Genomic DNA, 19,877 nt, shown 5'->3' with positions numbered 1-19,877 from the left:
GCAGAGGTGAGGGGAATATCCGGTCGGCCGAGGCCGCCAGGGTCTGCGTGGTCGGTCAGGACGCCGCGCGTTGGGCGGGGTGCTGTTCGGCGGCGAGGTCGAGACGCCCGGGATGGGGGGTGGCGCGCGGGGCGGTGCCGCGGGTAGAGCCGTCGGGGCCGATCCGCCGGCGACGACACGGCTCCCCGACCTGGGCCCGGCACCACTCGCACCGCACGCTCAGGGCATCGGGCAGGCCCTCGGCGACGGCCTCCTCGCGGGCCGCGCGGGCGGGCCGGTACGGCGCGAGAGCGGCCCGAGCGGCTGGCGGGATGCAGGAGCCGACCTCCCGCAGCCGCGCCTTCAGCTCCGGGTCGAGCCGATCGCGACCGCTGCTGATCGCCCGGTACGGGGTGGGCTGGGCATTGCCGAGGGCGACGGCTTGGCGGGCGCGGGCCAGCTCGGCGGTCCAGGCGGGCTGGTCGTCGGGGTCGGCGGCCGGGGTGGGGTCGGTGTGGCGGAGCATGCGCTCGCGCCGGTGGCTCTCCCACGGGCGGGCGACATCGGCCGGCACGATCGGATACGGCGAAACGCGGATGTGCCGGCGGGCGGCGGCAAGAGCGTCCCAGCCGTACGCGGTGGCCATCGGCACGTCGCCGAGCAGCTCGTGCCACTGGGCGAGCTGGTCGCCGGCCTCGTTCGGATCGGTGCGGATGGTGCGGGGGTCGAGGCGGCCGATGTAGGCGAGCAGGGCGGCGGTTTCACGGCGATCCACGGCTACTCCGTTCCGGTCGGCTCGTCGAGGGCGGCCAGCAGGGCGGCGGTGTGGGCCTGGGCCCGGGTCATCCCGCCGGGACGGGCGGGGGAGTTGGCGGGTACGGCGTAGAGCCCGCGGCGGCTGGGGGAGTGCTCCCGGGTGATCCAGGAGCGCCAGTCGGCAGCCCACGCCCCGGCCGGGCGGGGCGCGGAGTCGGCGCGGTGGGCGCGCCACTTCGCATCGGCCGTCTGCAGGCCCTGCTCGCCGAGGCGGTCGAGGTGACCCTGCTCGCGGACCCAGGCCAGGGCGGCTGGGTCGGGCCGCCACCGGGCAGCCGACGTGACGGCACCACCGGCACCACTGCTGCTACTACCGTTCCTTTCAGGTTCACTACTGTTCTGGGTGCCGGATTCCGGCACCTCGGGGTATCGGTTCCCGGCACCTCGGGGTATCGGTTTACTGCGGGAGGTGCCGGTTTCCGGTACTGCCGGTTTCCGGCACCCCGCTGTGCCGGTTTTCGGCACCTCACGCGGGCGGATTCCGTACCGCCCGAGCGCCGAGAGCCGCAACACGGGCCGGCCCCGGGAATCCTCGCCGGGTGCCGTCTCATCGCCGTCCTGCCGCTGTCGCAGAGCCTGTGCGATCGCCCGGGCGGCAAGCGGAAGGCGGTAGACGGTGCTGCGCTGCGGGCCGGTCAGGTCATCGAGCTGCTCCAGCTCACCGGCCTCGATGAGCCAGCCGATGGCCTTACGGACGGTCGAGAGGGAGGCGTTCGTGCGGACGGCCAGGCTGGACAGAGAGGCCCAGGACACGCACTGCTCGTCGGCTATCCGATCCGCGATCGACAGCAGCACCAGCCGCGCCGTCCCACGGCTGGAACTGTTCTCCCACACCCACTCACGGGCATCGGCACTCACCGGCCGCTCCCCGCCCCGGCACGGGGAACTCCTGCCTTCGCGACCGAGGCGGTGTGCTCTGACCCGGGCCGGGAAAGGGGTGCGGCTCCGGCCGCGCGCATGCGTCTTTTGCACAGGGCGCAAGGCATGCAAGAATCTCCTCTTCAGTGTTGCCACGCTGACGTGCCCGGTGGAATGGGATCAGCACGGTGATGGTGGGCAAACTCCGCCCCTGGTAGGGCGGGTTATGCCGTGGGCGTTGGCGTCCGAGAGTTCCCGCTCTCGGACGCCCACGCTGCATTCCGCCCCTAGCGCCGACGGTGATGTTCCTCTGTTATGTTGGGGCTCTGGGCGCAGGCTGCCCCTGGGGACGATGAACATACGCACAGCTGCGTGCACAGATCCAGAGTTGGCTCTAAAACTCTGTACTAGTCGCAGACAGTGACACCGCGCGGCACCCAAGCCGCAGCCCGGAAACATCATCGAGAGCTGGGTGATTCCGCCCGAGTTGCCGGACAATCAGGCTGTCACTCGCGGCGGATACTGCGGTCGTCCGGACCGGTGTGGGGCGGCACCTGGTCATCCCGCCCACCGGACCAGGGGGGGACAAGCCGTGCGCGCGAAGGGCGTTCGTTGGCCTACCTGCTCATGGCCCGGGGCGCTAACTTCGCCGCCGGCATGTCTGACAGGCCGCCTCGGCGCGGATGCATCGGAATGCCCAGAGAAGGCTCGGTGGCGAGAGGAGGATTCTCCTCGCGAAATCCGTGGGCAGTGCTCACCGTTACCCCTCACCTCCAGGTCACCGGCCCGTGTCGGCGTCGGCTGTCCAGCGACCCTAGAAGCCCTCCACCAGCACGTCAATGCACATCCAGGCCACTCAGGAGTGGAATTCCACCAGCACGGCTACGCCACCATCCGCGGCCCGCCATGATCGTGGATGAGGAAGCAACTCGGCACATCGAGACGCGACTTGAAACGGCGGGAACGTGCGTCACCCATCTCCTGATCCTGGCTGACGCGGCCTGAACACCACTGCTTCGTCTCACATAGTGGACGGTTTTCAGGGGGATGCGTCAGCGCTGGCGCATTTCCCGTCCCACTAGAGGGATCTCGATTCCATAACGCCTATGAGAAGGGGCGAGATCCAGCGTGTCGCGGGAGTGCTTGCCCCGCCGGGGCGCGTGACCTTGCCCTGCCGCTTGCCGCCGGCGGGTGGGCTGGGCCCTCGCTCTGCGCGGGCGCAGGATCTCTTATCCGCTGCTTCGAGGAGAGATCGCCGTTCGTGCTGATGCGGGCCACTGGCGGCAGGGGAGCCCGGAGAGAGGGTTGGAGCCGACAGGGGCAGGTGCCGCGTCCGGCGTGTCATCGCGGCATGTGCCGGAATGGTGTTGATCATGCTGGTGTGAGCGACGATGCGCGCGTCTCCCAGCCCCGGCTGGGAGAGCTGCTGAAGGAATGGCGCAAGCGTGCCCAGTACCGCTTCGGCAGCGGGAGCCGGATCACGCAGAAATACCTGGCCGACCGCACGGGGATCGGATGGCGTACGTACCAGGCGCTGGAAGCCGGCGAGCCTCGCCGCCGGCTCTCACCTGCGACGACGGACGCACTGGCGAGGGAACTCGGCCTGGCCGCGGACGAGCGTGACCTGCTCTTCGTACTTGCCGCCCGGGTCATGCCAGGCCCGGGCGATGCCGCTGACCCCGACGCGGCCGTGATGGACGACCTGCGCCTCGTCCTGGACAGCGCCGAGCCGACGCCGGCTGTCGTCCTCGACGCCATGTGGAACGTGCAGATGCACAACCGGGCAATAGGGATCTGGTTCCCCTACGTTCGCGAACCCCGCGCCAACGTCATCAGATGGTCCCTGAGCCACCCCGACGCCAGAACCCAGATCGTCGGCTGGGACCACTACGTCCACCAATGGCTCGGCATACTGCGCAAACACCTGACGGACCGTGGGGCCAGGCCCGACGTACAGGAACTCGTCACTCTCATCGAAGCCGACCCGGTACTGCGGGCCATCTGGGAGGAGAGCCGCGATATCCGGACAGACGTCGGTGGGGAGCGCTCCACCCTGCGCCTGCCATGCCACGGTGGGCGACCGGTGGAGATCGTCATGCACGTGCTGTCCCCGGGCGCCGCCCCCCACTACAAAGTCGGAATCCTGACACCGATCACGCCCACGACGTGAGCGTCGAAACCCGCCTGCGTCCCATCGGGGAAGACGAGGTGACGGCACCGGCACGGCTCCGGCAGGGCAAACGGTGAGAGGCTAATTCCCCTGAGGGGCCGTCATGATCAATCCCCATTCAGTGCTCTGATCCTGGAAACCAGCCCACCGGATTCACGTACTCCGTCTGCCGGAACCTGCTGAATTCCAGGGCAACGGCGCGCCGCAACGCTTATATCAGCCTCAATGAATGATCATGCCGGTATGCAGGACCATTCCCTCCGCGTCTCACAACCCGAACTGGGGGAACTCCTCAAATCCTGGCGGAGGAGGGCTCACCGCCGCCGCGGCCTGGCCCGGCGCCTCACGCAGCAGGAGATGGCCGAGAGCGCCGGCATCGGGCGGCGCAAATACCAGGACCTGGAAGCCGGCCGCAGCCGTCCCCTCCTGGCCCCCGGACAGGCGGAGCGTCTGACCGCAGTGCTTGGACTGTCCGACGACGAGCGCACCACCCTCTTCCTTCTCGCCACGCAAGGAATGCCCCGCTCCAGCGGAACCCCTCAGGCGACGCCCCTTTCGGATTCACAGCTCCTGATGGCCAGCTTCGAGCCGACACCCGCCGTCGTACTCGACTCCGTCTGGAACGTACGGGCGTACAACGCTGCCATGGCGAGCTGGTTCCCGTTCGTCACCCACCCGCGGGCCAACATTCTTCTGTGGTGCGTAAGTCATCCAGACGCCAGGACCCAGATCGCCGACTGGAGCCAGCACACGAGAAGCTGGCTCGGCATACTGCGCCAGGCCCAGGCGATGCACGGCAGTAGCCCGGACGTAGAAGCGATCGTGGAACACGTTATTGCCGACCCGGCCTTGAGCGCCATGTGGACAGACCGCGCCGATACTCAACAGGACATCGGAGGCGAGCGGTTCACGCTGCAACTCCCCGTCCATGACGGCAAGCGCATCGACATCGCCATCCAGGTGCTGTATCCCTCGGACGGCCGACACCACCAAGTCGGCATCCTCACCCCGATCTCCGCCACCTGTAGGCCGCACTGACTCGAAGCGGCTTGGTCGAAGTGAACAGTTGATCCGGTGACGCAGCGGTGCAGCGCCACGGAGGCGGGTCCCTTGCGAGTTGCCGTAGATCTGTTGGCCGTCGCGCACGTTCAGAAGCACACCAGGTTCTCTATCCGTACCGGCCTGCCCGGCGGCAGCGGAGGCTCCAGGGCCTGGTCCAGGGAGCCGTCCGACCAGTCGAATCGGAAGGGGCCCTCCTTCGGCTCGGATGGGATCCAGCTCAGCAGGTCGAATGTGACGACCGGATGCCCGGGGCGGTGCACTTGCAGTTCCAGCTTGATGGAGCTGTCGAGGTCCACGCGTGTCAAGTCCCCGGTTTCGCGCAGCCGGCTTCGGCGGCGTCCCGCGCGGCGGCGAATGTTCTGCACACGTGGACGATGTCAATCCAGTCGGAGTTGCTGACCCTCAGCTTCTCCCGCAGCAGGGCGAATGCATACGAACGTGGGCTCGTCTTCAGGACAGGGGCAGACCGGTCTCGACCTCAAGCAAGGCGAGGCAGGTGTCCGCTTGTCGCGGTCGCCGAGCCAGGCAAGCGCGTGGCCAAGGTGGACCGGCACGAGCGGATCTCCAGGGTCAGCATCCATCGCCGTCCGCGCGGCCTCAACAGCGCGAGCGGCGACCGGGCAGCTCACACCCTCCCAGTCGTCTTCCTCCACGCCGTTGAGCGGCGGGCCTTCCCAGTCGTAGAGCCAGCCGGAGTTAAGGTCATTCTCGACGTCAATACAAAGGCGCAGTTCGAACCCGCGATGAGGGAGCGGCCTATCGCTACCGCCGCGACATCGGCGTGCTCCGCGGCGTCGTAGCAGGGGCTTGGTGCTGCGGAGCGGCGAGCAGCGGCAAGGGTCAGCGTCGAGATGGTGGCTGGTCAGTCGATCGATGAGTTCTGAGTCGTGCCGGGGTCAGACGTGCAGGAGCGCTCACAGACTGACGCTCCAGTACCCGGAGGAGACCCATGGGAAAGCTGATCTATTCGATGATCACCTCGCTCGACGGCTACGCCGAGGCGGCGGAGGGCGGCCTCGGCACCGGCGCCGAGGATCCGGAGGTGCATACCTTCATCAACGACCTCTTCCGCCCCGTCGGCACGTACCTCTACGGCCGGCGGATGTACCAGACGATGGTCTACTGGGAGACCGCGCACACCGAGCCCGACCACCCGCCGCACATCCTGCAGTACGCCCGCGACTGGCAGGCCGCGGAGAAGATCGTCTACTCCACGACGCTTGAGTCGGTGTCCAGCGCGAAGACCAGGATCGAGCGGACCTTCGACCCGGACGCGGTGCGCAAGCTCAAGGCCGAGTCCGAGGCCGATCTCACCGTCGACGGCCCGAACCTCGCGGCGCAGGCGATCGCGGCCGGCCTGGTGGACGAGTACCACCTGTTCGTCACCACGAGCGTGGTCGGCGGCGGCAAGCGGTTCTTCCCCGAGGGCGTACGCCTCGATCTCGACTTGGTAGAGGAGCGTTCCTTCGACAGCGGACTGATCTACGCGCGCTACCGGACCCGCTGAACCGCGTCGGCTCACCTGCCGGCGGCCGAGGGCGGGTGAGACCATCGCCGGGCGGCCCCAGCCGTAGCAGCCCCCCGGAACCGGTTGTCAGGTGCGTGTGTTGGTCAGATGGCGTGCTGTAGCCAGGCGGCCAGCACGGCGAGGAACTGGATGTTCCCGGCGAAGTGTTTCGCTTTGCCGGAGTACCACAGGTCGTTGCCGTTCTCGGTGGTCCCGGCGACCCGGTCACAGGAGATCAGGGTGCCGTCCAGGATCACATGGCTCATGCCGTGTGCGCGGCAGTCGGCAAGGACTTCGTGCAGGTTGGGGGCACGCTCGGCCAGGACGCCGATGGCTTCGTGGAGGTAGCGGTAGCCGGTGGCCTGTGAGATGCCCGCGTCGCGGGCCAGGCAGTGCACACAAGCCGCCTCGCAAACCAGCGCAGCACGAACACGGCCTGGCGGAACGGGCCCAGTACCCGCGAGCCCTTCGGGGTGCCGATCCGGCGTCGGTGGGCGGCCAGTAAGCGGGCGGTGTACTCCACCACGTGGCGCGGAACATCGAGCATGGCAGCATAGGGAACCAACGTGAAGCCTCTGGTGACATGGACAGTCTTGTGGTGAGAACCGTCCTACCAGGGGCTTCACGTCTACCCGCACCCGGGGCACCACTGGACGACCCACCCCGCGACACCCACATCAACCCGCCACTGGCTACGCCGCCAACCCGAAGGCCACCACCGCGACAACGATCTCCCCACCTTGCGCCGGGCCTGGCGCCGCCACTACCTCACCGCCTGGGCAAGCCGGTGGGCCACCCGCGCCCACGCGGCCGCGGCCGGACAGGACCAGCCCTACCGCGCTGGCGAACCGCGGCAGGACCAGGCCGTCTACCCCGCCGACGTCGCCGCCCGCCAGGACGCCGACGACCTGTGGCGCCAGCTGCAGCGCGACAGCGACCGCGACCGGCTCGCCGCCCGCATCACCGAGCAGACCGAGAAGGACACCGCCGCCCTCGGCCGCCGACCCGACACCCCGACCGACACGACCGGGCCCATCGCCGCCCCCGGCATCCTCCAACCCTCCGCCGCGCCCGGGCCCGTCGACCACGGCCGCCGCACCCGCTACCTCCGCCGACTGCACACCACCCCGCCCGGCCGGCAGCTCCCGCTGTGGGAGCCGCCTGCCCACCTCCTGCCCGTGCCGCCCGTCCCCGCCCCCCGGCCGCGGCCCCAGACCCCGCCGGGCCGCCCGCTGCTGGAGGTGCTCCTCGATGAGACGGCTCACGAGAATCCCCGACGAGAAGGGAAGGACCACCGCGTGATCCCCGCCGGACGACGCGTCGTCGACGACTACGAAGCCGCCGCCATGATGGGCATCGCCCGCGGCACCCTCCGCAACACCCAAGCCTGGAAACCGCTAGCGGCCGCGGTCGTCTCCCGCGGCCGCACCCGCCTCTACGACCACCGCCGCCTGCGCCAACTCCTCGCCGGCGAGACCCCCGAACCGCTGCCCACCACCGAAGACGAGAAGGACCTCCTCGACGTCGAAGAAGCCCGCCAACAGATCCCCACCGACCGGCTGCTGGCCGCGTCAACCTGGCGCAGCTACATCTGCGACGGCACCGGCCCGCCCCCCGACACCACCATCGCCGGCGTCCCCTTCTGGTACCGCGCCACCCTCCCCGCCTGGCTCGCCAACCGCTCCGGCCGCGGCACCGGCGGCGGCCGCCCCGCCGGCACCCCCGACACCCGCCCCCGCACCCTTACCGCCGACCGCCACCAGCTCGCCAACCAACGCCGCGTCCGCGTACGCGACTACCTGACCACCCGCCCCCGCCCCACCAGCGCCGACCTCACCGAACTCGCCGCCGAACTCGGCATCAGCCCCCGGCACGCCCGACGCCTGGCCGCCGAAGCCCGAGACGGCTGACATCAGGGATGAGGAGGTGCCGTTGCCCGTGGCAGGCCCTCGCCCAAGGGTCTGCCGGATTCGTGGCAACCGGCGTCGGCGGGGCTGCGTCATCGAGGTTGTGGCTACCACCGATCCGACTGAACCGCCTCGGTATCCGTACTGCGGTCGAGGTGCCGACCCGGGCGGCGGGGACCACCGCCCGAGCACCTGATCAGGGATCTGTTGCCCGCTTACCTCACGCTGGGGAATCCACTGGTAGGAGACGAGGACGTCATCGCGGGTGTAGTCAGGCCCTGCGGCGCTTTGGCTCATGTGCGCGTTCCTTTCGCGGTTGAGGGACATTCAGCCGTCGCGGCCGTCGAGGATCTCGTGGGCGTTGTCCCTCAGCACCGAGGCGAGGCCGCGCAGTCCGGCCAGCCCGGCGTATTCATCGCGGGCGCCGGCGTCGGGCACGTAGGCGTCGGCGATTGGCCGGAGCGCCCGCCAGTCAACACTGCCGCGTTGGGGGTGAGTCTGCCGGACGAACTTCACACCGGCGGGGGAGACTTGGGGGCACACATCAGCGTGATGGGTAGGCGGTGATGCGCGTGACCGCTACAGGTGGTCAGGACTCAGCACTCAAGCGGGCCCGCGCGGCACGGAACATGACACTGGAGGAGGCCGCCGACGCGCTGAACGCGATCACGGGCGGAGCGACGGACGCGAGCCTGATGAGTGCGTGGGAGTCCGGGCGGCGCCGTACGGGAAAGCGGAATCGGGCCGGGCTGTGTGCCTTGTACCGGGAGCGTCCGGAGGCGCTGTTCGCTCACCAGGACGGCGCGGCCACCAGCGTGCTGGAGACGACTGGCACCGCCGTGGTCGTCCGAGTCCTCACCCGCTGGACCGATCTGGTCGAGGCGATGGTCGACGTCGTGGCCGGCGCTCGTGAGCAGCTCGTCGTCACCGGCTCCCGCTCGCGGGAGAAGGCGTATCTCGCGGCGATCGAGACCGTAGTCGTCCAGCAGCCGGACCTGGTCCATCACCGTGTTCTGTACGGCCCTCCGCGGCATCGGGCGCTGGCCGACCACTTGGTGCGGCTGCTTCAGGTGCGGGATCCTTCCACGCGTCGCAACGGGGTCAAGACGCTGCATATAGGGATGGTGGAGCCGGTCCAGGCGCTGGAGCGGTTCTTCGTAGCCTCGGAGACTGCCGCGGTGGTGCCGCTGCCGTCCTTCCATGGGGCAGAGGCGTTCGACTGCGGTGTGTTACTCGGCCGTGAGGCGGCGGTGGGTCTGGTTCACCATGGGCGTGAGGCGTGCGCTTCGGCGCGGCCGGTGGAGACGGTCGACGCCGTCCGGGCGCTGCCGGTTCAGCACAACTAGGGGCAGGGAAGAGTGGTCGAGGACATGTCGCAGCGGGCTCGTACGGCGTCTGTGGTCGAGCTGGCGCAGGAGCTGATCAGGCGGCCGAGCCGGGCGGGGATCGACGACTACGGGCCGGTCCTGACGGTGCTTGAGGACTGGCTCGCCGCCCGCGAGCTGCCGCACCGGCGTCTGGACGACGACTCTGGGACTCTGGTGGGGCTGCTCGTGGAGATTGCCGGTGGGCGTCCGGGTGCGTGGTGGACGCTGGATGCCTGTGTGGACACCGCCCCGTACGGCGACGAGGCGACCTGGTCCTTCCCACCGACCGCCGGGGAAGTGGTGGACGGCTGGCTGCGCGGCAGGGGAGCGGCGGACTCCAAGCTCGCCGCCGCGCTGTTCTGCCACATCGCGGCCGACCTCGCGCATCGGGCCGCGGACTGGGCCGGAGGGCTCGCTGTGCTCCTGGACGTCGACGAGCACACAGGAGTCTTCGGCGGTGCCCGCGCCTACCTCGCCGACGAAGCAGCACACCGTCCTGCCGGGGTGATGATCGGCTACCCGGGCTTCGACGAGGTCGTGGTCGGCGGCCGCGGACTGTGGCGGGCCCAGGTGACCGTGCACGCGCCCTCCGGGCACTCCGGGTCCAGCAAGACCGTGGTCAGTGCGATCTCGCGGGCAGCGCGTCTCGTGCAACTCCTTGACGCTGACGCCCTGCCCGGTGTGGTCGACGCCTCGGGGTTCCCGCTGGCGCCGAAGCTGACGATCACGGCGATTCACGGGGGCCAGGGCTTCTCGGTAACCCCCGACCGGGTAGACCTCAACGTCGACGTGCGCACCACCCCGGGCTTCGACGCACACGACGCGGAGACCGTTGTCCGCAAGGCAACCGTGGAACTCGATGCAGAGCTGCCCGCGCCTGCGCCCACAGACATCGCCCCGGTCGCTACGTGGCCGCCGTTCCGCTTGGCCGACGACGAGGAGCCAGCTGCTGCCCTGTTGAACGCCGCCACGGCTGCCGGGCTGCAGGTGCGTACGAAGACCGCGGGCCCGTCGAACATCGGAAACCTGCTCGCTGGCGAGGGAATCCCGGCCACCGCCGGGTTCGGGTTGCCGTACGAAGGGCTGCACGGCATCGACGAGCGCGCGCACCTCGCGGAACTCCCTACGGTGTACGCCGTCTACAAGGGGGCCGTCCTCGGCCTGCTCGGTGGCTGAGTCCCAGGCCGACCCCAGTTTTCTCCCAGTTCCATTCCTAGCAAGTCCCCAACTCCGTCTCTGGGAACGGGCTCTTGTCCGCGGTGACATAAAAGCGGCACCACTTCAACACCCGTGAGTCAAAAGGAGTCCGGCCGTGGCCGACTTCGCGGTGACTGTGGACAGCCGCGCTGAGTCCGGCGAGCTGCACACCTGCCGCCGCGTCGACCGCGGTGCGCCTTAGAACGCTTCGGGCGGGGACGCTCCTGCCTCCCCTGCGCCTGCCTCCCCCGAAGCGCACCACCTCGCGTGACGGAAGGAGCAGGTCATGACCATGCCGGTCCCGACAACAGCGGTGGACTGGACCGCGCTACGCAACTTCGCCGCTCTACGCGGCCAGTTACGGGTCTCGCTGACCCCCGTGTGCAACCTGAAGTGCTGGTTCTGCCACAACGAGGGCGATGTGCCCCCGCCCTTCGCCCACCTGAACCGCGACGCCAAGCCGCGTGCCCGCGAACTCGCCGCTGACGACTACGTCAGCGTCCTGCGCGAGCTGATCGGCGCAGGGCTGAAGCGGGTGTACTTCACCGGGGGCGAGCCGCTCGCATCGACGATGGCACGGCCCGTGCTCACCCGGCTCCCGGTGCGCGCGCCGGACGTGTCCTACACGCTCATCACCAACGGGATGCTCGTCCGCCGCCACCAGGACTGGCTTGCGACCGCCGGCCTGGACAAGGTGAAGGTGTCCCTGCATTACTTCTCCGACGATTCCTTCCGGGCCATCGCCCAGACCCGATCCCCCCTCGCGACCGTCCTGGACGGCATCGAAGCGGCCCGCGAGGTGTGCGAGCGGGTGGAGCTGAACACGCTGATGCAGCGCGAGAACGCCCACGAACTGCACGACATCCTCGCCTTCGCGCTGGAGCGCCGTCTGCCGGTGCAGTTCATCGAGCTGGTCGACACCGACTTCAACGCCGACCGCAGCTCCTCCGCCATCGGCGCCCAGGGCATCATCGACCACCTGCGCACCCTGACCCGCGACGAGGACATCGAGGTCTCCGGGGTCGGCCAGGGGCGGCGGATCTTCCGCGTCGACGGCATCGAGATCGACGTCATCCACCGCGAACTCGGACGTCACCACGTCGGCCAGTGCGGCACCTGCCCCGTCCGGGCCAAGTGCATCGAAGGCTTCTGGGCCCTGCGCCTGGACCACGCCGGCGGCATCCAGCCCTGCCTGCTGCGCGAAGACCTACGCATGGACGTCCGCCCGCTCCTGACCGACCCCGCGAACATCCCCTCGGCCGTGGCCGGGCGCGTCTCCGCGTTCACCGAGGGCACCCTGTGACCGCGCCGCGCGCACCGTACGGGCCCGAGGAAGCCGGGCGCCGGGGCCCGTTCGTCGTCCTGGAGGGCGTCTCCGGGGTCGGGAAGTCGACGCTGGCCCGGCTGCTGGCTGTACGGCTCGGCGGCTCGTCCGTGCACACCCTCACCGATCCGCACACCGGCTGTTCCGAGGTGATCAACAAGCAGCTTCGGCCGCTGCCGCAGTTCGCCTTCTACCTCTCCGGCCTCCTGCACGTCTCCGACGTCGTCCGCCGCGCCCTGAGCGAAGGTCCGGTGGTCGCCGACCGGTACGCCTCCTCGGTCGTCGCCTGCCACGCCGCCGTCAACCGCGTCCCCCTGGGCCAAGTGCAGGAGCTGATCACCCCATTCCGGGGCTACCTCGCCGCGCCGGACGCCACGTTCTACCTGACCGTCTCCGACAACTCGCTGAAGGCCCGGATGGGCACCAAGTCGGACGTCAAGCAGCACGACAGCGACCTGTTCGACGTCCCCGGCCGCCTCGACCGCCTGCGGGATAACTTCCGTGCCGTCGCCGGCGAGGACCCGAGCGCCGTCGTGCTCCCCACCGACGACCGAAGCCCGGAGGAACTGGCGGACCTCATCGTCAAGCACCTGGAGGGCGATCGTGCTTAACCCCATCGACACCGCCGCCGTCATCCGGGACGGCCGCGCCGCCGGCTCGTTCCCGGGCGAGATCCACGAGGGCGTGGCCTGGTGGATCGCCGCCTGCTACGTCGTGGTCAGCAGGGCCGGGCAGATGGCCGTGGCCCACGACGGCCACCCCACGACGGCCGCGTTCCACGACAGGTTCTGCCGCGGGGCCATCAACGCCCAGCACTACCGCTGCCAGGTCTGCGACCTCGGCCCCGCCGACGAAGCCCAGCTCCTGCACGCCATGCGGACCCTCGGAGGCGTGCCCGGTGCCCGGCTGACCACGGCGGACGAGGGCGGGCGGCAGGCCGTCACCATCCGCCTGTACGACGCCGGCGGCCAGCCGGTCACGGAGGAATCCGGCTGGGCCGCGGTGCGGAGCAAGATCGCCCGGGGCCAGGTGCCCATCCCCGTCAACGACCACGCCAAGGGCCGCATCACCGAATGCCGCGACCTGCTGGAGGCACCGTGATCGACACATCCGCCGTCATCCGCAGCGGCACCAGCATCCTGTTCATCACCCTCGACTCCCTGCGCTACGACGTCGCCCGCGCCGCCCTGCACGCCGGCCAGACCCCGCGCCTGGCCGAGATCCTCCCGGGCGGGGCATGGGAGGAACGACGCACCCCGGGCACCTTCACCCTGCCCGCGCACATGGCGTTCTTCTCCGGCTTCCTGCCCAAGCTCCCGCAGCCCGTGCAACCGCCGCGGCTGTGGGAGTGCCGGCCCCCGGCGTTCAAGACCGTCGACGCGGGCACGTTCGTCTTCGACGCGCCGAACCTCCTGACCGGGCTCGCGCAGCACGGCTACCGCACCGTGTGCATCGGCGGCACGACGTACTTCTCGCGCGAGACCCCGCTCGGGTCGGTCCTGCCCGACCTGTTCCACGAGGACCACTGGCGACGGGAGTTCAGCTCCCCGGAGCCGGACTCCACACGCCACCAGGTCGACCACGCCCTCACCGTCGCCGAGCAGTACGCCCGCCGGCCGCTGTTCCTCTTCGTCAACGTCTCCGCCGCCCACGTCCCCCACGGCCACTACACCGGCGACAGCGAAGACTCCTGGCAGTCCCAGGCCGCCGCCCTCGCCTACACCGACGGCCACCTCGGCCGCCTCATCGGCGGCCTCACCGGCAACCAGAGATGGCTGATCATCATGTGCGCCGACCACGGCGAAGCCTTCGGCGAGGACGGCTACCACGGCCGCGGCATCGCCCACCCCACCGTGCTCAACGTGCCGTTCGCCGCCTTTCTGTCCCCGTAGGCGGCTACGCTCCCGGGCCATGACCACAGCACCCGGCCCGGGGGCACGGCGCGATGCCTCCGTCATCGTGGCCCGAGACACCAACGGCGAGATCGCAGTGCTGACCTCGCGTTTCCCTCAGCATGGCGGCGAGTTCCTGTTCCTGCCGGGAGGACGGAGGGAGGACGGGGAGACGGCAGAGGAGTGCGCGCGGCGCGAGCTGCGCGAGGAGGCCGGCGTCACCGCGAACACCTGGCGGCACCTCGGCTCATACGCCATCACCCTCGCCGAGCCGGCCCGTCTCCATCTCTTCCTCGCCGAAGGACTCACCCGCGGCCCGCAGCAGCTCACCCCCAGCGAGGTGGACTTCAAGCTGATGTGGTGGCCCATGGCCGCCGCCCTCCGGGCCGTCCGCGACGGGCGATTCCTGCTCCAGGGCGGCCCGCTGGCGCTCCTGCTCGCCGAGCAGGCCACCGCCGGATGAGCCGCCGCCCCGGCGCTGAGGCCGGGCCCGACGTGACCGTCACGCTGGAGCCCACCGCCTGAACCGACACGACGCCCCCTCGTACGGGAGGGGGCGTCGTGCTGTGCCGGGTCAGTCGGAAACCCGCATCGCGGCGGAATCCCACAGATACGTGCGGCAGTGCGCCCCGAGCTGGCCGTCAAGGTCCGCGACGGGCAGCCGGATCGTCGTCTGCACCGCGATCATCCCGGACGGCCAGTCATGCCGCGCCATCACCGAACAGTCGCGCCATGTGCCGTCCACGCGGACCCGGGGCCGCGGGGCGCCGCGGGCCGGGTACGTGGTCACCCGCGGCGGCTGGCCCATGTCCGGGCTCCACGGCGGCACCTCCTCGGCGTCGCGCGGACTCGCGTCAGCCGGGGCGGCGGAGTCTCGGGTATCGGGCACGCGTTCGAGTGTAGGGTCAGGCGGCGTCGTCGCCCCGGCGCTTGCGTGCTGACCGTGACAGCGAAGATAGACTCTTTGCCATCAAATCTTGAACGGTTCCGGTGGCCCCTCGCTGCCAGCGCTCCCTGGGCGCGATTCACAAGGGAGTGACTGGAGGTTGGTCGGGAGGGTACCCGAGCGGCACGAACAAAAGTTTAGGTATGCCCAGCTCTTTTCGCATTGCGTCGGATGTCGCTTGCACGGCGCGGAAGTATTCCAACTGAGCGGAGCGGAAGGCATCATCGCTGGTCTCTGTTCCTGATGCCAAAAGGTCCCGGACGGCTCGACACTTTCGGAAGGAATGGACGGCCAGCTCCACCACGTGGGTGGGGGCAAGCATGGTCAGGCGAAATCGTTCCTCATAGACGTTGGCCTCGGTGAACGCGGCTAAGATCGCCAACCGCCGCTCGTCCGGGGAAGAGTGAACACCCTCAGATACCTGCCGCATGCTCTCGTGGGCTCGCGCCGTATGAGTGAGGTAGGAGACGAACGTTTCACGCAGGATCTGCTTGGCCTCGCGTTGATGGTCCCGCTGCCAGCGCCACTGCTCCACAAGGAGCGTCACGCCGCTGCCGATGATCACGCCGACGATCGTGAACAGAGGAGACATCCAGTTCACACAACCCCCCTGGTGTGCCGGTTGCTGGAACCCGTCCACGTCAGTGAAGCCAGCCCAGTGTAGGGCGATTGGCCGTGCACGTGGACGGGTCGAGGGTGTCGGCGGCGAGGAAGCCCGCTTGGCGGGTACACGCGCGTTGGGGCCGAGCACCCGCCGGCCCTGTGTTGGAGCCTAGGCTGCGCCTGTGATTGAGACGATCGTCCTCGACGTCGGGGAGACCCTGGTCCGTGACGACCGCTACTGGGCGGGGTGGGCCGACTGGCTCGGCGTCCCGCGGCACACCGTTTCTGCGCTCGTCGGCGCGGCGGTCGTCGCCGGCCGGGACAACGCCGACGCGCTGCGCCTGCTGCGCCCCGGCATTGACGTCGATGCCGAGCGCGTTGCCCGCGAGGAAGCCGGCCGCGGCGAGCAGTTGGCGGAGGAGGATCTGTATCCGGACGTCCGCGGGGCACTCAGGGGGCTGCGCAAGCTCGGCGTGCGGGTGATCGTTGCCGGGAACCAGACGATCCGCGCGGGCGAGCTGCTGCGGGCGCTCGACCTGCCGGCGGATCTCGTCGTCACCTCCGGGGAGTGGGGGGTGGCCAAGCCCGGGGCCGCGTTCTTCGCCCGCGTGCTGGAGGTGGCGCAGACGGAGCCGGGGGAGACTGTGTACGTCGGTGACCACCCGGCCAACGACCTGTTTCCGGCGAAGAGGGCGGGCATGCGGGCCGCTCACCTTCGGCGCGGCCCGTGGGGCCACTGGTGGGCGGACGACCCCGAAGTGGTGCAGGCCGCGGACTGGCGCATCGACACCCTCACCGAGCTTACGGCGATCATCGCCGACTGAGGGTGCCAACGGCCCGCCGGTCACCCGGGCGGGCTGTTTCGCGCATCGGCTCGTATCCGCGCGGGTAGCGTTCGCTGCGGTAGCGCGAACGGAGTTCACAATGCCCGTGTCGACGGCGCGCGCGGTAGGCGGCAGGGTGAAGACCGCCCGCCAGGTGCGCAAGATGACCCAACGCGACCTGTCCGCGGTCTCCGGGGTGTCCTTCAGCATGGTCCGCGCGATCGAACGCGGCGGCCGCATGCCCAGTGACGCGGTCGTCGAGGCGCTCGCAGCGGCGCTGGGCGTAGACCCCATGCGGCTGCTCCAGGATCCCGGCCGCGCCGCGGCCCGCATCCACGAATCCCTGGGCGCCGTGTCCGATGTCATCGCGTCCTTCGACTGCCCCGACGACGGGGCAACCCGGCCGCTGGACCAGCTTCACCAGGACGTCGACGAGCTGGCCAACTGGCGCCTTGGGGCACAGTACCTGCGCATCGTCCGCAGCGCGCCGCAGCTCCTGGAGGAACTGGCCCGCGCCCTGGACTGCTCCACCAGCGAGGAGAAGCGAGCGCAGGCCGCCGCTCTGCTCGCCTCCGCATACCGCTCCGCGGACGCCGTCGCCTACAAACACGGCGCGAAAGACTTGTCCGCCCGCCTGGTCGAACTCATGCGGTGGGCGGCCGAGCGGGCCGATGACGACCTGCAACGCGCCGCCGCCGCGTATGTCCGCACCGAGACGTTCTTCTCCGCCGGCGCGCACCGCGCCGGGCTGCGCGCGCTGGAACGCGCCATCGACGCCTCTCCCGCGCCCGACGGGAACAACGCCACCGCCGCCCGCGGCGCCCTGCACATGCGGGCCGCCGTCATCGCCGGACGCGACGGAAACGCGGCCGCCGCCGGCCAGCACATGGCGGAGGCCACCACGCTTGCCGACCGCATCCCCGAAGGCGTCTACCTGGGCACGGCGTTCGGCCCGTCGAGCGTGCGCGTGCACGCGGTGTCCGTGGCGGTCAGCCTCGGCAACGAGCATCTGCAAGACGCCCTGGACATCGGCATGACCTGGAAGCCGCCGGCGAAGGGCCGGGACGCGCTGCCCGCGGAACGCCGCTCGGGCTTCTACATCGAACTCGCCCGCGCGCAGTTGTGGTCCGGCCGCCGCGACGCGGCCTACGAGTCGCTGAAGGTCGCCCGCCGGATCGCGCCGCAGGCGACCCGCGAGCATCCGTGGGTTCGCGAGGACATCGCCACCCTGCGTCGTCTGCGGCGCGCAGACAACGAGGATCTCTCCGCGTTCGCTGCCTGGTGCGGCTCGATCGGGTGATCCGAGGTGCCACAAGCTGTGGCACTTAAGGGCTTTCCGAGGGTCCATCATCTCCGTGTCCGCGACGCCGCCGACACGAGGAGAACGGACGTATGGCTATCGCCGCGCCGGCCGCCGAGAACGTCGTCCACTGTGACGTGAGCATCGTGCGCCTCCACGGGGAGGCGTGCTTCCACTGCGGGTCCGTACGCAGGCCCCTGCGGCCGGCGGGCTCGGTGACGGTGCCGACGCCCGGCGGCGGAACCAAGGCGTGGCGTGTCGTCACCTGCGGCTGCTACCAGCCGGCGGGGCGGTGACCGCGACCATGGTCGGACTGGAGTGGATGCCGCCCCCGGGCACCGTCTGGGCGGTCGAGGCAGGAGAGTACTGGGACGCCGTCCGCGTCGACCGAAGCCTCGGCTTGCTGGCCCTCAAGGAGCTGGGGGACAGCGCGGGCCCCGTCATCCAGGACCCGTGGGGCAAGATCCTCTACTTCCTCGTGCCCCCGGGCTCGACCCGTGACTGGGACGTGGAGCACACCGTGCCCTGCGGCCCCAGCCACTACGTCGGCGTCCCCCCGCTCGAAGCGGAAGAGCACTCGCTGCACTGGGTGATCCCCCCCGGCCGCGGCCGGGGGTGCACGAGACCAGCGGACCTGCGCCGCGAGCTGCTGTGCGTGATTCGACCGCGCGCTGTCGTCCCCGGCGGGCCGACCGGGACCCGTGCGCACGAGGGAGGCAGCCTTGAGCGAGCGCACTGAGGTCGCGGGCAGGCCCGTCCTAGTGTTCATCTACGACCGGAGCGCGACGCTACCCGACGCTTTCCTCGCGGAACGCCTGGCGCGGTGCCGGCAGTACGCGGCCGAGCGCGGCTGGGCCGTGGCCGGAGAGTGGGTGGACCGCGGGGACCACGCGCTGTGTGACGACCTGAGGCCGCAGTGGCGTCGGATGGTCGGCGCGATGCGGCAGGCCGCGGCGTCCCCGGTGTGCCTCGTCGATTCGTGGGACCGCATCAGCCGGGACCAGGCCGGCGGCGGCGCCCTGCGCCGAATCGTCCATCAGGCCGGCGGGTACTGCGCCACCACCGCGGGCGAGGACGACGCCGACGACGGGCACGGACGGCCGACGGCGGCCACCGCCCCGCTTTCGCTGCGGGGCGGGTCGTGAGCGCCGCCGAGCGGCCGGCGCCGCCTCCCAAGCTCCCTCCGGTACCCCGGAAACGGAAGCCGCCGGAGCCGTTCAACCCGAGGCCGGCGCTGGCGAGCCTTGGGGAAGCGCCGGACTGGTACGGCTACCCGTCCGACGCAGCTCCCCCTGAACCTCCCTGCCCTCCCGCTGCCGGGTGACTACACGCCCCCCCCCGGGGGGCGGGCCTGGCCCGACCGCTCGGGCCCGTGGCCGGCGCGTGCGAGCGCATGGGGTATCTCACGCGCCGGCCACCCCACCACCAACGCCAACGCCAACGCCAACGCCAACATGAGGAGGTAGCCGTGGCTGTCGCCCGGCCTCCGGTGCCGTACGTGGCTCGCTGGACCGGCGAGGACCGCCTTTCCGAGCCCCTGGTGATCCACAACTTCCGTCGCATCGCCTACGCCTACGAGCACGACCTCGACAGGGACTCCATGGGCGTGCTCTGGGCACGTCGGCCGTTGCGCCGCGGCGTCGGCCGCCCGCAACTCGGTCACATCCACCCCCAGCGGCAGCGCCGCGCGATGCTCAGGCTGCTGTGCCAGGTGTGCGCCGTCCCGGCACACGAGGACGAGTCCGGCGTGCTGTGGCTGCTGGAAGACCACAGCGAAGTGCCCGGATGGCCGGAGAACGAGGTGACCGTCCACCCCCCGGTCTGCGCCCCGTGCGCCGAGAAGTCCCCGGTGTGGTGCCGCCACCTGCGCGAGGGAGGTGCAGCGCTGGTCCGGGTGCGGCACCCCGACATCGACGGTGTCTACGGCCTGAGCTACCGCCCGGATGGCGAGCACGCGGTGCCGGCCGGCGAGGTCACGGTGGCGTACGACGACCCCGCGGCGGCGTGGGTGCTGGCCTCCCAGATGACGCGCGCGCTGCGCGGCTGCACCGTCATCGAGTTGATTCCCGGCCGGCGCAGACACTGACTCCCGCCCCCTGGCCGTGTCTGGACAGCCGGCCAGGGG

The 19,877-nt window shown here is 70.3% G+C and carries 23 protein-coding genes; 17 read left to right on the top strand and 6 right to left on the bottom strand.

The window, feature by feature from the left end:
* Positions 1 to 55: 55 nt before the first annotated feature.
* Complete coding sequence (locus CXR04_RS09690) at positions 56 to 754, bottom strand: zinc finger domain-containing protein (RefSeq protein WP_101421450.1); 699 nt, start codon at positions 752 to 754, stop codon at positions 56 to 58.
* Between the two features lie 2 nt (positions 755 to 756).
* On the bottom strand, positions 757 to 1,653 hold the full coding sequence (locus tag CXR04_RS09685) for a helix-turn-helix domain-containing protein (RefSeq protein WP_101421449.1): 897 nt from the start codon (positions 1,651 to 1,653) through the stop codon (positions 757 to 759).
* 1,381 nt (positions 1,654 to 3,034) lie between these two features.
* Between CXR04_RS09685 and CXR04_RS09680 the strand changes: the two genes are divergently transcribed.
* Positions 3,035 to 3,823, top strand: coding sequence for a helix-turn-helix transcriptional regulator (locus CXR04_RS09680; RefSeq protein ID WP_159072290.1), 789 nt, complete (start codon positions 3,035 to 3,037; stop codon positions 3,821 to 3,823).
* A 243-nt stretch (positions 3,824 to 4,066) separates the two neighbouring features.
* Entirely contained in the window at positions 4,067 to 4,861 is a 795-nt protein-coding gene (locus CXR04_RS09675; RefSeq protein ID WP_159072289.1) for an MmyB family transcriptional regulator, read from the top strand.
* A 110-nt stretch (positions 4,862 to 4,971) separates the two neighbouring features.
* Here CXR04_RS09675 and CXR04_RS09670 read toward each other — a convergent pair whose 3' ends face one another.
* Positions 4,972 to 5,190, bottom strand: coding sequence for a hypothetical protein (locus CXR04_RS09670; RefSeq protein ID WP_159072288.1), 219 nt, complete (start codon positions 5,188 to 5,190; stop codon positions 4,972 to 4,974).
* A 644-nt stretch (positions 5,191 to 5,834) separates the two neighbouring features.
* Here CXR04_RS09670 and CXR04_RS09665 point away from each other — a divergent pair.
* The gene (locus tag CXR04_RS09665) at positions 5,835 to 6,392 is read left to right on the top strand and encodes a dihydrofolate reductase family protein (RefSeq protein WP_101421445.1); all 558 of its coding nucleotides are present in this window, start codon (positions 5,835 to 5,837) and stop codon (positions 6,390 to 6,392) included.
* Between the two features lie 104 nt (positions 6,393 to 6,496).
* Here CXR04_RS09665 and CXR04_RS09660 read toward each other — a convergent pair whose 3' ends face one another.
* Positions 6,497 to 6,790 (bottom strand): hypothetical protein, encoded by a 294-nt coding sequence (locus tag CXR04_RS09660; RefSeq protein WP_159072287.1) that lies wholly within the window; start codon positions 6,788 to 6,790, stop codon positions 6,497 to 6,499.
* A 342-nt stretch (positions 6,791 to 7,132) separates the two neighbouring features.
* Between CXR04_RS09660 and CXR04_RS35695 the strand changes: the two genes are divergently transcribed.
* The 8 genes from CXR04_RS35695 (at position 7,133) to CXR04_RS09615 (ending at position 14,542) form a co-directional block, all read left to right on the top strand.
* The gene (locus tag CXR04_RS35695) at positions 7,133 to 8,302 is read left to right on the top strand and encodes a hypothetical protein (protein WP_234380133.1); all 1,170 of its coding nucleotides are present in this window, start codon (positions 7,133 to 7,135) and stop codon (positions 8,300 to 8,302) included.
* Between the two features lie 626 nt (positions 8,303 to 8,928).
* Positions 8,929 to 9,645, top strand: a complete 717-nt coding sequence (locus CXR04_RS09645; RefSeq protein WP_234380132.1) for an XRE family transcriptional regulator — start codon at positions 8,929 to 8,931, stop codon at positions 9,643 to 9,645.
* 24 nt (positions 9,646 to 9,669) lie between these two features.
* Positions 9,670 to 10,842: a M20 family metallopeptidase gene (locus CXR04_RS09640; protein WP_234380131.1), complete on the top strand. Its 1,173-nt coding sequence runs from the start codon at positions 9,670 to 9,672 to the stop codon at positions 10,840 to 10,842.
* A gap of 307 nt (positions 10,843 to 11,149) precedes the next feature.
* Positions 11,150 to 12,166, top strand: a complete 1,017-nt coding sequence (locus tag CXR04_RS09635) for a radical SAM protein (protein WP_101421443.1) — start codon at positions 11,150 to 11,152, stop codon at positions 12,164 to 12,166.
* On the top strand, positions 12,163 to 12,798 hold the full coding sequence (locus CXR04_RS09630; RefSeq protein WP_101421442.1) for a dTMP kinase: 636 nt from the start codon (positions 12,163 to 12,165) through the stop codon (positions 12,796 to 12,798). Before CXR04_RS09635 ends, CXR04_RS09630 begins: the two co-directional genes overlap by 4 nt.
* Entirely contained in the window at positions 12,791 to 13,288 is a 498-nt protein-coding gene (locus tag CXR04_RS09625) for a hypothetical protein (protein ID WP_101421441.1), read from the top strand. The genes CXR04_RS09630 and CXR04_RS09625 overlap by 8 nt, the downstream gene beginning before the upstream one ends.
* On the top strand, positions 13,285 to 14,079 hold the full coding sequence (locus CXR04_RS09620; RefSeq protein WP_101421440.1) for an STM4013/SEN3800 family hydrolase: 795 nt from the start codon (positions 13,285 to 13,287) through the stop codon (positions 14,077 to 14,079). The genes CXR04_RS09625 and CXR04_RS09620 overlap by 4 nt, the downstream gene beginning before the upstream one ends.
* A gap of 19 nt (positions 14,080 to 14,098) precedes the next feature.
* Entirely contained in the window at positions 14,099 to 14,542 is a 444-nt protein-coding gene (locus CXR04_RS09615; RefSeq protein WP_101421439.1) for an NUDIX hydrolase, read from the top strand.
* A 111-nt stretch (positions 14,543 to 14,653) separates the two neighbouring features.
* On the opposite strand, the gene CXR04_RS09610 is transcribed toward CXR04_RS09615, so the two are convergent.
* Both CXR04_RS09610 and CXR04_RS09605 read right to left on the bottom strand, forming a co-directional pair.
* A complete protein-coding gene (locus CXR04_RS09610; RefSeq protein WP_159072286.1) occupies positions 14,654 to 14,968 on the bottom strand; it encodes a hypothetical protein in 315 nt (104 codons plus the stop codon).
* Positions 14,969 to 15,104: 136 nt separating this feature from the next.
* Positions 15,105 to 15,626 (bottom strand): hypothetical protein, encoded by a 522-nt coding sequence (locus tag CXR04_RS09605; protein ID WP_159072285.1) that lies wholly within the window; start codon positions 15,624 to 15,626, stop codon positions 15,105 to 15,107.
* A gap of 184 nt (positions 15,627 to 15,810) precedes the next feature.
* Here CXR04_RS09605 and CXR04_RS09600 point away from each other — a divergent pair, with 184 nt between their 5' ends.
* From CXR04_RS09600 to CXR04_RS09575, 6 genes are all read left to right on the top strand, one after another.
* On the top strand, positions 15,811 to 16,452 hold the full coding sequence (locus tag CXR04_RS09600; RefSeq protein WP_199850428.1) for an HAD family hydrolase: 642 nt from the start codon (positions 15,811 to 15,813) through the stop codon (positions 16,450 to 16,452).
* Positions 16,453 to 16,552: 100 nt separating this feature from the next.
* Positions 16,553 to 17,752 carry a helix-turn-helix domain-containing protein gene (locus CXR04_RS09595; RefSeq protein ID WP_101421436.1) on the top strand — a complete coding sequence of 400 codons (1,200 nt, stop codon included), beginning with the start codon at positions 16,553 to 16,555 and terminating at the stop codon, positions 17,750 to 17,752.
* Positions 17,753 to 17,844: 92 nt separating this feature from the next.
* Positions 17,845 to 18,048 (top strand): hypothetical protein, encoded by a 204-nt coding sequence (locus CXR04_RS09590; protein ID WP_101421435.1) that lies wholly within the window; start codon positions 17,845 to 17,847, stop codon positions 18,046 to 18,048.
* Positions 18,045 to 18,491, top strand: coding sequence for a hypothetical protein (locus CXR04_RS09585; RefSeq protein ID WP_159072284.1), 447 nt, complete (start codon positions 18,045 to 18,047; stop codon positions 18,489 to 18,491). The genes CXR04_RS09590 and CXR04_RS09585 overlap by 4 nt, the downstream gene beginning before the upstream one ends.
* Positions 18,475 to 18,897, top strand: coding sequence for a recombinase family protein (locus CXR04_RS09580; protein WP_101421433.1), 423 nt, complete (start codon positions 18,475 to 18,477; stop codon positions 18,895 to 18,897). The genes CXR04_RS09585 and CXR04_RS09580 overlap by 17 nt, the downstream gene beginning before the upstream one ends.
* 323 nt (positions 18,898 to 19,220) lie before the next feature.
* Positions 19,221 to 19,838 carry a hypothetical protein gene (locus CXR04_RS09575; RefSeq protein ID WP_101421432.1) on the top strand — a complete coding sequence of 206 codons (618 nt, stop codon included), beginning with the start codon at positions 19,221 to 19,223 and terminating at the stop codon, positions 19,836 to 19,838.
* Positions 19,839 to 19,877: the final 39 nt, after the last annotated feature.

Origin of the sequence: Streptomyces sp. CMB-StM0423 (assembly GCF_002847285.1) — a bacterium.
Taxonomy (GTDB): Bacteria; Actinomycetota; Actinomycetes; order Streptomycetales; family Streptomycetaceae; genus Streptomyces.
This window is presented reverse-complemented; position numbering and strand designations above follow the sequence as displayed.

What these genes read in the sequence shown, in the direction of transcription:
- CXR04_RS09675 (WP_159072289.1), top strand. Translation starts at nt 4,067, where the DNA reads ATGCAGGACCATTCCCTCCGCGTCTCACAACCCGAACTGGGGGAACTC.
- CXR04_RS09665 (WP_101421445.1), top strand. Translation starts at nt 5,835, where the DNA reads ATGGGAAAGCTGATCTATTCGATGATCACCTCGCTCGACGGCTACGCC.
- CXR04_RS09645 (WP_234380132.1), top strand. Translation starts at nt 8,929, where the DNA reads ATGACACTGGAGGAGGCCGCCGACGCGCTGAACGCGATCACGGGCGGA.
- CXR04_RS09640 (WP_234380131.1), top strand. Translation starts at nt 9,670, where the DNA reads ATGTCGCAGCGGGCTCGTACGGCGTCTGTGGTCGAGCTGGCGCAGGAG.
- CXR04_RS09635 (WP_101421443.1), top strand. Translation starts at nt 11,150, where the DNA reads ATGACCATGCCGGTCCCGACAACAGCGGTGGACTGGACCGCGCTACGC.
- CXR04_RS09615 (WP_101421439.1), top strand. Translation starts at nt 14,099, where the DNA reads ATGACCACAGCACCCGGCCCGGGGGCACGGCGCGATGCCTCCGTCATC.
- CXR04_RS09595 (WP_101421436.1), top strand. Translation starts at nt 16,553, where the DNA reads ATGCCCGTGTCGACGGCGCGCGCGGTAGGCGGCAGGGTGAAGACCGCC.
- CXR04_RS09590 (WP_101421435.1), top strand. Translation starts at nt 17,845, where the DNA reads ATGGCTATCGCCGCGCCGGCCGCCGAGAACGTCGTCCACTGTGACGTG.